This window comes from Chitinophaga silvatica, assembly GCF_003419895.1.
In the GTDB taxonomy this organism is placed as follows: Bacteria; Bacteroidota; Bacteroidia; order Chitinophagales; family Chitinophagaceae; genus Chitinophaga; species Chitinophaga silvatica.
On the sequence record NZ_QPMM01000001.1, the window covers coordinates 235,940 to 250,951 of the forward strand.

The 15,012-nt window shown below is 39.7% G+C and carries 13 protein-coding genes; 9 read left to right on the forward strand and 4 right to left on the reverse strand.

Annotated features, from left to right (window positions below):
* Positions 1–318 precede the first annotated feature (318 nt).
* On the forward strand, positions 319–1,224 hold the full coding sequence (gene bla, locus DVR12_RS00870; RefSeq protein ID WP_116973566.1) for a class A beta-lactamase, subclass A2: 906 nt from the start codon (positions 319–321) through the stop codon (positions 1,222–1,224).
* 65 nt (positions 1,225–1,289) lie between these two features.
* Here the strand turns inward: bla and DVR12_RS00875 are convergent, their stop codons facing one another.
* The 4 genes from DVR12_RS00875 to DVR12_RS00890 form a co-directional block, all read right to left on the reverse strand.
* Entirely contained in the window at positions 1,290–1,751 is a 462-nt protein-coding gene (locus tag DVR12_RS00875; RefSeq protein WP_116973567.1) for a VOC family protein, read from the reverse strand.
* 10 nt (positions 1,752–1,761) lie between these two features.
* Entirely contained in the window at positions 1,762–3,165 is a 1,404-nt protein-coding gene (lpdA, locus tag DVR12_RS00880; protein ID WP_116973568.1) for a dihydrolipoyl dehydrogenase, read from the reverse strand.
* 66 nt (positions 3,166–3,231) lie between these two features.
* Complete coding sequence (locus tag DVR12_RS00885) at positions 3,232–3,828, reverse strand: TetR/AcrR family transcriptional regulator (RefSeq protein WP_199417012.1); 597 nt, start codon at positions 3,826–3,828, stop codon at positions 3,232–3,234.
* Positions 3,829–4,017: 189 nt separating this feature from the next.
* Entirely contained in the window at positions 4,018–4,989 is a 972-nt protein-coding gene (locus DVR12_RS00890; protein ID WP_116973570.1) for a 3-keto-disaccharide hydrolase, read from the reverse strand.
* A 275-nt stretch (positions 4,990–5,264) separates the two neighbouring features.
* On the opposite strand from DVR12_RS00890, the gene DVR12_RS00895 reads away from it, so the two are divergent.
* From DVR12_RS00895 to DVR12_RS00930, 8 genes are all read left to right on the forward strand, one after another.
* A complete protein-coding gene (locus tag DVR12_RS00895; protein WP_116973571.1) occupies positions 5,265–5,654 on the forward strand; it encodes a hypothetical protein in 390 nt (129 codons plus the stop codon).
* Between the two features lie 164 nt (positions 5,655–5,818).
* The gene (locus DVR12_RS00900; RefSeq protein WP_116973572.1) at positions 5,819–6,565 is read left to right on the forward strand and encodes a DUF1269 domain-containing protein; all 747 of its coding nucleotides are present in this window, start codon (positions 5,819–5,821) and stop codon (positions 6,563–6,565) included.
* A gap of 62 nt (positions 6,566–6,627) precedes the next feature.
* Positions 6,628–7,191: a flavin reductase family protein gene (locus tag DVR12_RS00905; protein WP_116973573.1), complete on the forward strand. Its 564-nt coding sequence runs from the start codon at positions 6,628–6,630 to the stop codon at positions 7,189–7,191.
* A gap of 3 nt (positions 7,192–7,194) precedes the next feature.
* Positions 7,195–8,799, forward strand: coding sequence for a Na+/H+ antiporter (locus DVR12_RS00910; protein ID WP_116973574.1), 1,605 nt, complete (start codon positions 7,195–7,197; stop codon positions 8,797–8,799).
* 69 nt (positions 8,800–8,868) lie between these two features.
* Positions 8,869–9,735, forward strand: a complete 867-nt coding sequence (locus tag DVR12_RS00915; protein WP_116973575.1) for a LytTR family DNA-binding domain-containing protein — start codon at positions 8,869–8,871, stop codon at positions 9,733–9,735.
* A 108-nt stretch (positions 9,736–9,843) separates the two neighbouring features.
* A complete protein-coding gene (locus DVR12_RS00920) occupies positions 9,844–12,588 on the forward strand; it encodes a carboxypeptidase-like regulatory domain-containing protein (protein ID WP_158563174.1) in 2,745 nt (914 codons plus the stop codon).
* A gap of 21 nt (positions 12,589–12,609) precedes the next feature.
* Entirely contained in the window at positions 12,610–13,878 is a 1,269-nt protein-coding gene (locus DVR12_RS00925) for a parallel beta-helix domain-containing protein (protein ID WP_116973577.1), read from the forward strand.
* Positions 13,879–13,890: 12 nt separating this feature from the next.
* Entirely contained in the window at positions 13,891–14,934 is a 1,044-nt protein-coding gene (locus DVR12_RS00930; protein WP_116973578.1) for an SO2930 family diheme c-type cytochrome, read from the forward strand.
* Positions 14,935–15,012 lie beyond the last annotated feature (78 nt).

Consider the following 15,012-nt stretch of genomic DNA (forward strand, 5'->3'; position numbering starts at 1 on the left):
TCTGTTTAACAACATATTTTATTAAAACTAAACATAATACTTTTTCAATAATAATCTCCTATCTTCCATTATAAATTTCTATAAGATAATTAGAGTAATAATGACGAGCAAATGTGCTTCATGAAAAGTTTAACAGGCTTGTCAATACCAGGGGCCGATAAACTTACTATTTATGATATGTGCATATTATCATCGAAAACCTATCCGGAGATTGAGGTACTGATAGGAGAAATTTACTTAGAATGATGAAGCCTTAGTTTTGACGATATGTTTCTTCCTTGGTGTATTTTTACTGAAAATTATTTCTAAAAAACTGTAATGAGAAGAGTAGTTTTATTATTTATATTGATGTTATCCTCTGTGGTATTTGCATTCGCACAGCAATCCAGCCTTAAGTCTGATGTGCAGGCACTTATTGCAAAGTCGAAAGTTTCCCGTGTTGGAGTCAGTGTTATCGGGCCCGAAGGGAACGATATTCTGGATTTGAAAAGTGGAGAGCGATTCCCTATGCTAAGTGTTTTCAAGTTTCACATAGGCCTGTATGTCTTGCATCTGGTAGATAAAAAGGAGCTTACATTAAACCAGTTAGTTCATATCGATAGCTCTGATTTAATGAAAAATACCTGGAGCCCCCTTGCTAAATTGTATCCTAATGGAAATGTGGATCTGCCATTGGAAAAAATATTGAGCTATACCATTTCTCAGAGCGATAATAATGGTTGTGATATATTACTTAAGTTGGTAGGTGGACCAGATTCTGTGCAGAATTATATGAAGAAGTTAGGAGTGAAGGATATTTCTATAGTGGCTACGGAACGTGATATGCATGCAAGTTGGGAGGCGCAGTATAAAAACTGGACCAGCCCATGGGCGGCAACACATTTGCTGAAGGCAATGGATGAAAACAGAATTTTGTCTCGCTCCAGTACAAGTGTGATGTTAAAGTTTTTGATGGAGACAGCGATCACCGACCGGTTGAACGGCCTGTTGCCAAAAGGAACTAAAGTAGCCCACAAAACCGGTACATCTGGTGTTTCTGAAGCCGGGCTCACACCTGCTACCAACGATATTGGAATCATCGAACTACCAAATGGTCAGCATTATTATATTGCTGTTTTCGTGAATGATTCATGGGAAAGTGACAAGAAAAATGCCCGGCTAATTGCAGAAATATCAAAAGCTGTCTGGGATTACCTTGTTAAGTCGAAAACAAGGTTAAAATAAAAAACAAGAATAGTTGTTTGAAGTAGTTTTAGATGACTCTTTCTTTAACAACCTTCAGATGGTTTCTAGACTTTAGAATCATCTTTCCTTTGAAGCCAATCAGCATAGCTGATAACACCTAAGGCAGGTTGGCTTGTTCCTTCTAAAATATGAATAAACTCTAATTGGTTACCATCCGGATCATCGAAGTAAAGAGCGAGAGCAGGCATCCAGGCAAAAACCATTGGTTTATTGTCGCCATTTTTTAGAAAATTGTAAGCCTTCAATCCGTTATCTTCCAAAAACTTATTCGCTGAGTTTAAAATAAAATCTTTGCTACAGCTAAATGCAAAGTGTCTTTTCTGCAAATTTTCCTGCTGTTCCCATAAACCAAGCATTGCTTTTTTATTCTCGCCAATCCAAAGAAAAGCAATTGGTCTGTTATCATCATAATGAGCGAGCTCTAATCCTAATACTTCAGTATAAAACTGAACGGCTTTTTCTAAATTACTCACCTGAATATGAGTTTCGTATAATCCCTGTATCATTTCTTTAGTTTTAAATATTTGCAGAAGCCTTACCAGAAGCAATTGTATAAGCCTCTTTCAGTACTTCCGAGTAAGTTGGATGGGCATAACAAATAGAAGCCATATCCTTTGCTGTAATTTCGTATTCTAAACCTACAACCGCTTGAGCTATCAAATCAGAGGCTCTGGCACCGATAATATGCACTCCCAAAAGTTCGCCATATTTGGGCTCGGAAAGTACTTTTACAAAACCTTCGGTTTCCATACTAGCTCTGGCTCTTGCATTTACGGCAAATGGAAATTTACCTACGTTATACACTACTCCCTGTTTCTTTAGATCATCTTCTGTAGCCCCTACCGAAGCGACTTCTGGCCAGGTATAAACCACAGATGGGATGCGGTTGTAATGAATATGTGGTTTTTCACCGGCTATACTTTCCACCACAAATATTGCTTCTTCCTCTGCTTTGTGTGCCAGCATAGCACCACCGATAACATCACCAATCGCAAAGATATTGGAAACTGTTGTTTGAAGCAGGTTATTCACTTTAACTGTGCCATTCGGATTTAATTCTACGTTGGTATTTTCTAAACCTAAATTGGTCAGATAAGGTTTTCTGCCTACGGCAACTAAAATATAATCGGCAGTCAATTCCTGTTCTGTGCCTTGTTTATTTTTGAAATAAACTTTGGCTTTATCGCCCAGATTTTCAGCTTTGTAAACGGCTTCCTGAAGCTTAATTTCTACCCCTTCTTTCGTCAGAATTTTGGTTAGGGTATTACCTAATTCCTGGTCCATAGTGGCAATCAGGTTATCGGCATATTCTATGATAGTCACTTTGGTTCCAATTCTATTGAAGATTGAAGCCATTTCTACCCCAATTACTCCTCCGCCTATAATAACGATACTTGCTGGTTTTTCTTTCATTGCCAATGCTTCGGTAGAAGTGATAATTCTCTTTTTATCGATGCCAACACCTGGAATGGTTGCAGGTTTCGATCCTGTAGCAATAATGTATTTTTTCGCTTTTATCACAGTTTCTGTCTGGTTAGCATGGGTGATTTTCAAAGTTTCATTGTTAACAAAAGAACCTGTGCCTTGCAAAACTTTGATCTTATTCTTTCTCATCAAGAAATCTAAACCTTGCGTATTTTTAGCTACTACATCTGTTTTGCGTTTATAAAGTTGTTGAAAATTGAGCTGAACATCCGAAAATTGGATTCCATGAGTATCAAAATTTTTAACTGCATCGGCATAATGATGTGTACTATCCAACAGTGCTTTAGTAGGAATACATCCTACATTGGTACACGTACCCCCCAAAGTGCTGTATTTTTCTATTAAAACAGTTTTGTAGCCCAACTGAGCGCTTCTTATTGCTGCAACATAGCCACCAGGACCTGATCCTATAACGGCAATATCAAATTCTTCCATTTTATTATTTTGTTAATGTTGTACTAATGAAAATAAACCAATCGGTCTTTTTATAAGCAAAAAAAATTATACTTTTAAATTTGTAATCATTCTTTCTAAAAACGACATCACAGTTTTCAGTTCGGTCATTCTATTGTGTACCTTTGCTTGCATAAAGGCTCCTTCAATCATCGAAATCATAATTACCGCCACTTCGTTTGGATCCGTATCTTCTTTTATTTCCTTTCTCGTAATTCCTCGTTTAATTTGGTTCTCAATTGAAGTTCTCCAGAACTCAAGAGCTTCCTGTGCACGTTCTTTTAGCTGCGGGTGCGTATCATCGGCCTCTGTGGAGGTATTCAAAATTGGACAACCGGCTTGAAGAAATGTGTATCTAAAATAATTTTTATAGGTATTTGGGTAAACCAACAGCCTCTCAATAGAATTTTCTGTGGCCAGGATCCGCTCTTTTACATGCTGAGTTATCTTACTGAAATTGTAATCAAAAACTGTTAATGCAATCTCATCCTTGCTCTTAAAATTACCATAAATACATCCTTTTGAAAGCCCTGTTGCATTCATTAAATCATTGATAGACGTACCTGCAAAGCCTTTTGTGTTAAAAACATTTGCTGTCTTCTCAATGATAAGTTGTTTGGTATTTTCGGACTTTGATGTTTTCATTATCAGAGATTCTAATCAGCTACAAAATTAAAATAAAAAAAGAACAATCGGTCTTTTTTGTAAAAATTTAAGATACTTACTGGGTTAACACCAAAACAGAAACATCGAAGGAAACCTTTAATACTGGGTAATAGAGTGGATTAACTAATTTGGTATAAAAAAAAGCTAACCGTTTGGCTAGCTTTTTTTTTATTTAGCTGGTGTAATCACCACTTTTCTAAATTCTATAGGGCCGTGATCTCCCTGGAAGTAAATTGGTCCGGGTGCTCCTTCATTACTATCAATTGCACCACCAGTAATACCAGGAATTTCCTGATTGCTGATTACAGTTTTACCATTTACTACAACAGTAACCATGCGGCCTATCAAAGTAATATCGTAGGTGTTCCATTTGTCTGGCCCTAAAGTGTTGATTTCACTTGGAGTCAGAAATCCATAGATCCCGCTGAATAATACGCTGGAAGGATGTGCATCTTTTTTACTGTCTTCGATTTGTGTTTCGTAACGTCCTCTCAGGTATACACCACTGTTACTACCTTCATGGTAACGGAACTCGACATGCAGTTTGAAGTCGTTAAATGTTTGTTCTGTGTAGAGATTAGAACCGGAATGTTCGCTGGTCAGGATACCATTTTTAACTATCCATTGGTTTTCGCCGGTTGCTTTCCATCCGCTAAGGTCTTTACCATTAAACAGGTTGATTGGTTTACCCCAAACAGGTGCAGTGGTTCTTTTCAGAGAAGGGGCTTTCACTCCTTTCCAATTATATTTTTCACCTGTAGGCATAACAACGGTACCGTGTATTTCTCCATTGCTAAGCGTTCCTTCCAGCACCAGGTCTTGCCCTTTTTCCCATTGCGGAGGGATAGTAAAGCTGAACTTACCATTATCAAAATTTACTTTTGATACAGGACGCGCACTACCACTATTTCCTACGAAATAGCCTACTAATGTGCTGAATCCTGAAAGTTTTACTTCCATCCAGGATGGAGCAGAAGTACCATTCATATCGATGGTCAGATCCCATCTACCGATTAATTCTTTCGGGTCTGTCTGTTGCTGAACCATTGCTATAGCATTTTTGCCTGCAGCCATGCCAGGTTGAAAAGCACCTAAAGTCATTAATCCACTCAAACCTAATACAAGGAATTGTCTACGCATACAAGTAATTTTTCATATTTATGGAACCCAAACAGGGTCAATAAAGGGCTTCCAAAGTAGTACTTATTTATATATCATGCAATGACCTTGAAAAATTTTGTAAACAAATTTTTTAATGATTCGATTACAATTTTAATGAAAGCAGGGCGGGGATTGAAATTGAAGAAGGTTGAGTGAAAGTTTAATTTGCCCACAAACGTTTGCGCAAGATAGATCTTGAATATTTTATGATTAAAAATCTTTATATAAGTTCATGGAATCAAAAATCTATTTTTATGAAACTACTCCTCACAGCCCTAACGTTGTTTAGTTTAACAACAAAAGCCCCGGCTACTGTAAATCCTCCGGTTAAAGAAAGAACCACAACAGTGGCAACCCGGCAATCTTCATTTCCAAGAAATGTAAATTGGATTATTGCTTACTTTCCCGGATTACCAATGGTTTCTCTTAACTGGCCTGGCACCACTTACCCGGGAATTGGTCCGATTCAGGTAATATTTCAGGGTACTACCTACACAGTTGACCCAAGTAATGTTTCCTATCTGTTAATGCCTGGCATCACAATTAGCGCCAATACTAACTACACAATGAAAATTGCAGGAGTTAACTACTACTTCCGTTGGGATGGATCAAGCGGTCAGTGCACCATTACCGGTCATGATTGATAATAACCGGATAATTTTGAACAGTAACAATGAAGGCTATACGGATTAAAATTTCTGTAATGCCCAGGAAGCTCGACAGGCTGGTCGAATTAAATTTCGGTTAGCCTGTTTTCGTTTATCAACAATTCCAGGTTTCAAAGGTTATTACAATAAAAGCAAGTGCCATGACCAATCTAATTATTATTTCATATCTGAATGAAATACAGGCCAGAGAAGGAGCAAAAAGATTAGCCGAAATTGAATCGATCGGAGACATCACAATTTATGAAAGTGTGCTGTTCAAAAAAGATGAGAGGGATAATATTATCATCCTCCAGGAAGATATTTCAAGCGGTACAGGCACCATTGCAGGAATGGCCATAGGAGGGTTAATTGGTGCATTGGCCGGCCCGGTTGGCTTAGTAGTTGGATTACTGTTGGGAACACTAACAGGGATTGCCTATGAATCTGATAGCTATAGCTTTTCAGAAGATTTTGCCAAAAGAATTGCAGCCGGACTATTACCCGGAATGGCAGCCATAATTGCAGAAGTAGATGAAGAAGACCATGTGTTTTTAGATACCTATGCAAAAGAAACACACGGAACATTAATCCGTACTGATGCTGATGCCGTTTATGAAGTATTTGATGACAGGCAGGTAGAAGCCTGGGATGCACAAATTGCATCCGATAGGTCTAGGCTTAAAACCGCTACAGCATCAGAAAGAGATGCAATCTGGAAAAATATAGGCATCCTGAAAGAAAAAAGAAGGTTAAGACTGGCAGAACTAAAAACCGATGCAGAGAAAGCTGCTAAGGATACGAAGGGTGATGTAATAGAAACCAGGGCAGAATTCCTTCAAAACCGTATTGCCCGTTATAAGGAAAGAATTACAAAACTGGAAAACGAACTGAAAAGAATCAGACAGTAACGAAGGAACAGTCTGGCATACCCACCTGGAAAACAATATATTTATCTAGTTGTTGAACAGGTATGAGAAGGAATTACAAAAAAGCAGATTTGCCCGTTTACCAGATTCGCAAATATTTGGAACCAGGGCCAGTAGTACTGATAAGTACTTTGTGGGAAGGTAAGACCAACATCATGACTCAAAGTTGGCATACCATTATGGAGTTTACTCCCTCTCTGATAGGCTGCATGATTACAGCTGCCAATCATAGTTTTGAAATGATTAGAGAAAGTAGGGAATGTGTCATCAATATTCCAACCGTAGATCTGATCAATGAAATTATCGGAATCGGAAATATAACCGGTGATCAAACAGATAAATTCAAAAAATTTGCACTCACTCCGGAAAAGGGCCAATTTGTAAAAACTCCCTTAATCAAGGAATGTTACGCCAACTATGAATGTAAATTAATTGACGATTCTCTGCTGGAAAAGTATAATTTTTTTATTTTTGAAGTCTTGAGAGCGCAGGCAGCAACCTACCCCCGATATCCAAAAACTGTGCATTATAGAGGAGCTGGAAGATTTATGGTATCTGGTAAAGAACTGTCTTTGCCCCAAAAATTTAAGAAAAAGAACCTACTCTGATTTATGCTTGTTTCGAATGTTGTTCATCATGTAATTTTAGTTTTTATAATTGTTCTGTTGATAATGGTGGCTCGCCGCTTAAAGGTGGCCTATCCTATCATTCTGGTACTTGGAGGTTTGGTATTAGGTTTTTTTAGGTTGATGCCTTCCATTCAGATTGATCCGGAACTTATTCTACTGATCTTTATGCCTCCGTTATTGTACGAGGCAGCCTGGTACACTTCCTGGAAAGACCTGTGGCGCTGGCGTCGCGTAATTTCAAGCTTCGCTTTTCTTATTGTAATTCTTACTGCTACTGTGGTCGCCGGAGTTTCAACCTGGGTAATTCCTGGTTTTACTTTGGCTTTAGGCTTCGTGTTAGGAGGTATAGTATCACCTCCTGATGCGGTTTCGGCAACCACCATTATGAAATATGTAAAAGTGCCCAGAACTATTTCTTCTATCGTAGAAGGGGAAAGCCTGATGAATGATGCAGCCAGCCTTATCATCTTTAGTTTTGCCAAAACTGCTGTCATGACTGGCGCTTTCGTGTGGCAGGAAGCTGCCTGGAGTTTCCTCCTGGCAATAGTTATGGGTATAGGTATTGGTCTTGTTGTTGGTCTGGCTTATTATGCAGTACACAGGTACTTACCAACCGGCCCGGAAATAGATGTAGTGCTAACACTTACTGCTCCGTATGTAATGTACATCATCGCTGAGGCTTGCCATGGTTCCGGCGTTTTAGCAGTTGTAAGCGGTGGATTATTCCTTTCCGCCCATAGTCAGCATATGTTCTCCTATCGAAGCCGGTTACAGGGAGCCAGTGTATGGTCGGCATTAGTCTTTTTGCTTAATGGCCTTGTTTTTATGCTGATTGGTCTGGAACTTCCGGTGATCATTTCCTCTTTAGGAACTTCCAGCATAGGAGAAGCTATTAAGTATGGTGTAATCATTACTGTAGTATTGATAGTTGCCCGTTTACTCTCCACCTTTGGTACTTCCATATTTACAGTATTTATCAGCAGATATATAACCACAGCCGATAACAGGCCAGGATGGAAAGGCCCGCTGATTATAGGTTGGTCGGGGATGCGGGGTGTTGTGTCGCTGGCAGCTGCCTTATCTATTCCGGTGTATATGGATAATGGTCAGTTCTTCCCGCAACGTAGCCTGATCCTCTTTATCACATTTACAGTGATCCTCCTCACACTGGTGGTACAAGGACTTACACTGCCTGCCTTAATCAGATGGGTGAAACTCGAAGACAGGGATCATATGTTACCACATGCAGACCAGGAAAAGTTAATTCAGGACGAATTATTGGAAAAAAGCCTGCTGTTTCTTGATAAGCATTTTAAAAGGGAAGTCGCCACAAACCGCTCTTTATCTCAATTACATGAAGATCTGATTAATAAACGATCAATTGCCATGCATAATCGAAATGGTGATGGCGACTATGAGCAATACAGACATATATATCTTAAAATGCTGGAACACCAGCGAGCGGTTTTGCATGAACTGAACAGGCATCCAAGATTTGATTATGAGGTAATTACAAAGTATCGGGCGCTTGTAGATATTGAAGAAGAAATACTTCGAATGAAATACGATCCGGTTGTGGAAATGTAATAGTCGGAGCGGCAACGAATTTTTATACGGCGATTTTTCCTTATCTTAATTGAAGTAAAAATTCCCGATATGAAAAGCTCAACCACCTTGCCGCTTTTATCTCGATATGCCCTGCGTCAGCCACGCTTTACATTGTTGGATAGCCTGTATAACCGCATTGCACTGATAGCATTCTGCAGTGTGTTTAGTTTTCTGTTTATGTACATCTTTTTGCCATTTAATATTAATAAATGGTATGAAGGACAACAATTACCTTTAATTCCCTTATTCCTGATTTTTACAGGTTGTGGAGTGGTAGTGCTTTACATTACACAGTTTTTACTGGCTAAACTACCCATCAGGCAGAAACTGACCAATGCAACTTACCTATGCTGGTTTATCGGGGAAGTAATACTGATTTCACTATTGGTTACTATAGTAAATGTCTCAATTACCGATACCTTTTTCTTTACCTGGACGGAATTCATTAACACTCTCCATTATACCGGCCTGATTTTACCCCTGCCATATTTTATTGCCTTGCTTTGGTTTTATTCGAAAGAGCAGGTAATCAGACTTAGGAGTTTAGAGAAAAACAAGGAAGAAAACTGTTTGCAGATCAGAGATGAACATGATAAATTAATTCTTACAGTTCATCCGGCCAGACTACTAATGCTGAAAGCAGAAGACAATTATGTTCAGTTATATTATCTGGCTGGCCACACCTTATGCAAAGAACTGGTCAGAACTACCCTGAAAAAACTGGAAGAACGTTTGCCTACAGAAAATTTCGTCAGAGCCCATCGTTCTTATCTTGTTAATATTCATAAGGTGGTACTATTCAGAAAAAGTACCAAAGGGTATCATTTACAATTGGAGGGTATAACTGAGATATCGGTTCCTGTATCTGCCAGTTGCCTGCCAACTATACAGCAAAGATTCGCCCCGGAGGGTTAAATTTTACCCCAATATTCACCTATTTCACCCCAAACCCCTGATACAGCGATGGAAGGTCTGTTGGCTAATTGTAATATCGCAGTAATGCTAGCCAAAATCTATCCATTCATGCTAAGGACCACCACAACCATTATTCTCATTTTTTTATCATTTGGGGTGTATGCCCAACAGGTGATAACCGGAAATATTCGTAATAGTGTTACAAAAGAAGTAGTACCTGCTGTATCTATTTTAATCAAGGATACTCAGTTGGGGGATTATACCAACGACCAGGGGAACTTTCGCCTGACTATCCGAAAAGGGTTTCCTGTCACTATTATTTGTTCTTCATTAGGATTTGAAACTAAGGAAATTGTAATTACCGGCCCCGGACCTCAGCGTATTGAGCTGTTACCCGTATCGGTATTGGGGAAGGAAGTAGTTGTTTCCGCCAGCCGCTTTGTACAGAAAAAAATAGAATCCCCGGTTACGATCGAACGAATTGGTACCAAAGATATCATCAATTCACCACAGCCCAATTACTACAATATGATCCAGGGGCTTAAAGGGGTAGATGTAACTACCAGTAGTATGATGTTTACTACCATCACTACCAGAGGTTTCAATACCAGTGGTAACACCAACTTCACCCAGATTGTAGATGGGATGGATAACCAGGCTCCAGGCCTCAATTTCCCGATAGGTGCTGTTATTGGCCTAACCGAACTGGATGTCGATAACCTGGAAGTGCTGTCTGGCGCCTCTTCAGCCCTGTATGGCTCCAGAGGATTGAACGGAACAATGGTAATGACGGGTAAAGATCCCTTTAAATACCAGGGGCTGAGCGCTCAGATCACTCAGGGGGTAAATCATATTAAGAAAGGAAAATCAAATGATCCGCTGGGTCCTTCGCCGTACTACGATTGGACAGTACGCTGGGGTAAAAAGGTGAACGACAAATTTGCATTCAAAATAAATGTTCAGTATACCCAGGCTAAAGATTGGATGGCTTCCGATACCACTAACACAAGAGGATTGGGAGGGCCGTTACAGGACCCAGGTTATAATGGAGTTAATATCTATGGTAGTAATACCAATGCAGATATTAATCCATTCCTGGAAGGAGCAATGGCACAAGTTCCGGAATTAGCTCCGTTAATAGAACCATTATTGGCTGAAGGACGGCATGTGGTTGCAAGAACCGGTTATCCTGAATACGGATATCTAAGTAGCGATGCTCAACTTTTTAAGGCAAATGCTGAATTCAGATACAAGATAAAGCCAACCTTGGAAGCCATTGTTTCAGGTACTTATGGCCAGGGAAATGCTGTTTACAGTAACGATACCCGTTATGCACTGACCAGGTTTCACCTGGGTCAGTACAGAGCCGAGTTAAAAGCACAACATTGGTTTCTGAGAGCTTATACCAGCCGGGAAAATTCAGGCCGCACTATTATTGCAGGCCCAACTGCCCAGCTAATCAATGAAGCCTGGAAACCAAGCTACGACGGGAGAACCGGCGATGGCTGGTATCCTCAATATGTAGGCGCGTTGTTAGAGTCTATGTCTACCGGCGATAGTTATTTAGATGCCAGTAATAAAGCCCGGGTTTTTGCTGATCAGGGTATGCCGGCTGCTGGTAGCCCGCAATTTTTAAGATTAAAGGATAGTATTGCTGGTATCCCTACTTCTCAGGGTGGTACATTGTTTACAGATCGTAGCCGGTTGTTTAATACCGAGTTGCAGTACAATTTCACCCACCTGGTTCATTTTGCTGAATTAATTGCCGGGCTGAATTATCGCTTGTACCGCCTGGATTCAAAGGGCTCCTTATTCCCGGATATAAAAAGTCCTATTGATGTTGCAGAATACAGTGCTTATGCACATCTTACCAAAAAAGTTGCGCATGATAAATTAAGTCTTGCTGCCGCTTTCAGGTACGATAAAAATACGCTGTTCGCTAAGCCTCGTGTAACTACCAGGGTATCTGCTGTATTTGAAGTAAACAAGGAAAGTTTTATTCGTTTCTCTTACCAGAATGCATATAGCTATCCTTCAAATATTCAGGCATTGCAAAGTACACTGGTCGATTATAATACCTATGCATCAGGCGGTAGCGACAGGTTGTTGAATGGAGTTTATCAGTTTGATAAATATCCGGCATATACAGTACAAAGTGTAGATTCATTTCAGCGTACGCAGAACCCTGCAGACCTGAAGTTGTTCCAGCTCAATGATATTAAACCACAATCGGTAGATGCATTCGAACTAGGTTATTCTTCTTTGATTGGTGGTAAGGTATTGATTGATGTATTGGGTTATTATTCTACCTGGAAAAATTTTATCGGATATGTTAATGTAGCGAATTCACCAGGTACTACCGATCCAACTGCCTTCCTGGATCGTAGCCAATATATCCAGTATAATATTGCTTATAATGGTGCGGAGAAAGTGAATACCTATGGTTATGCCGCTAGTGTGGGTGTAGATTTATCGCATCATTTTATGGGAAAAGTGAACTTCTCATCCGACTTCCTGAAAAACAGGAATAATAGTCAGGTTAATAACTTCAATACACCTAATTATAAATTCAATGTGGAATTTGGGAATACCGGATTTGGCAATAAAGAGCGTTTCTCTTTTAACACAACTATGAGATTCAGACCGGCATATTTCTACCAGATTGGTTTTGCAAGTGGTACCGTACCTGCATCTGCAGTGATAGATGCACAGGTTAGCTATCGTTTGCTACAGGCGCATAGTACCATTAAACTGGGCGGAACAAACATTACCAACACCTATTACAGAAATGGTTTTGGCAGCCCCGCAATAGGAGGGATGTATTATATAACTTATGCTTATAACGTTTTTTAATCCATTTTAAATTATTACTGAATGAAACAGTTACTTGCAGGATTCATGCTATTGTCGTTCACCGCTTGTTACCAGGGTAATACGAAAAGTGAGGATGGTTATAAAACTGCTCTGAGCTTTGCACCGGGTGAAGAATCCAAAATTGAAGCTGCGTTATTATCACTTACTGATAGCACAAGAATTACTTTAAAAGAAGGTACTTACAAATTCGATAACCTGAGTATTGCTCAGTTAAAACATATATTGATTGAAGGTGCCGGAGCCGGAAAAACTGTTCTGGACTTTAGTAGTCAATCTCAAGGTGGGGAAGGTATTCGGGTTACCGATGTAAAAGGATTTACGATCAATGGAATGACCCTTAAGGATAGTAAAGGAGATCTGATTAAGATCAACAAAAGTGAGCAGGTTGTGATCGCTGATTTACATGCTATATGGTCGGTGGCTGATTCAACCAGTGGTGGTTACGCTATTTATCCGGTAATGTGCAAGAATGTTTTAATAGAGAATTGTTATGCAGAAGGGGCATCCGATGCTGGCATCTACGTAGGGCAAACCGATAGTGCTATTGTGCGTAAATGTAAGGCCTATAAAAATGTAGCCGGATGTGAAATAGAAAATACATCCCATGCTGAAGTTTACGACAACGAATTTTATGGCAACACTGCCGGCTTCCTGGTATTCGATTTACCGGATCTCTCTAAAAAAGGAGGATATGTAAAGGCTTACAATAATTATCTGCATGATAATAATGAAAGGAATTTTGCAAAATCGGGCAGCTTCGGCTCTACCTGGGGAGTAGGTAATGCGGCGCCGGGCAGTGGTATTGTAATTCTTGCAGCATCAAATATTGAGTTATACAATAATCGCATCATCAATAATAACTCTAATGCTATATCTGTAGTATCCGGATTTTTTATTGACGAAAATGCTGCCGCAAAAATGAATGATAACTATTTCCCTATACCTAGAAATATTCATATTCATGACAATGTAATGCAGATGGATACCGCATTCCCGGCAGCAGTGTATGAACATCATACTGGTAAGGTGCTTGTAGGTATTGAGCAACAACTGAATGCAATGGACCCTTCAAGAAAAAATGCAAGAATACCTTTCATCGCTTATGATGGTATTACCACGAATGTACTTACCAAAGGTACCGCTGTAAACCCGGATTCCTTATGTATTCAGCAATCAGGCCCTAATCTGTTTGTGAATATTAATGCAATGCAAATGAAAGATAAGGGATGGAAACCCAGTACAGATATTACACCATACGTTTGTAAATAATGTTTAAGGAAGATGAGGAAGTTTTGTTGGTTAATCGGAATTTTTGGAATTTGGTTACTATTTATTCAGGCTTGTAACCAGAATACCGCACCGGTTGTATTTCAGTTTAAGGATAAACTATCGGACTACGGCTTTTTTAAGGGTACTTTAAAATTGTTGCAGCCAGAAGAAAATGTACTGCCTTATGAGTTGGCGACACCGTTGTTTACTGATTATTCCGTAAAAGACAGGTTTATCGTACTGCCACATGATAGCGCCATGCGTTATAAAGGGGCCGGGTTACCGGAATTTCCCGATTCGACATTTATTCTAAAGAATTTTGCATATATCAATCCCAATCATGAAAAAGTGATGATAGAAACCCGGATCTTATTCAGAGATCCGGCCGATCATCAATGGAAAGTCATGAATTATTTATGGGATAGTACACAAAACGACGCTCAGAAATGGATTGTAGGCAAGAAAATTCCTATTTCGCTGATCGACGAATCGGGAAAAGTTCAGTCTACCGTCTATCAGATGCCTAATACGAATGATTGTAAGCGATGCCATATCAATAACAGTGTTCTTACGCCAATTGGTCCTAAAGTCCGGAATCTTAACTATACGAGGCACTCGGAAACGGAAAATCAGCTGCTGAAGTGGGCTGGGATGCATAAACTGGCAGATTTGCCCGATCTGGCAACTGTGTCAAGGCTTCCCGATTACAAGGATAGTCTGAAATTTACGGTAAATGAGCGGGCAAGGGCCTACCTGGATGTTAACTGTGCCCATTGCCATACAAAAGGCGGGGATGCCTATAATACTGGCCTGTTTCTAGAATATGAGCAGGCCGATTCTAATCATTTAGGGCTCTATAAATCGCCTGTTTCGGCAGGTGGAGGCGCCGGCGGATTGGATTACGACCTGGTTCCTGGTAGTCCGGCTCAATCTATTTTGTTATACAGAATGAATAGTGTAGAGCCTGGTACAGCCATGCCGGAATTGGCAAGAACAGTGATCCATCGGGAAGGAGTGGTCTTAATATCGAAATGGATCACTGAAATGAAGCATTGATAATCAATGTATTAATGCGAATTGATCAATTTTTTCCGGATTGCGTAAATGCTTTTCCCGATCTGATCATATTAGGAA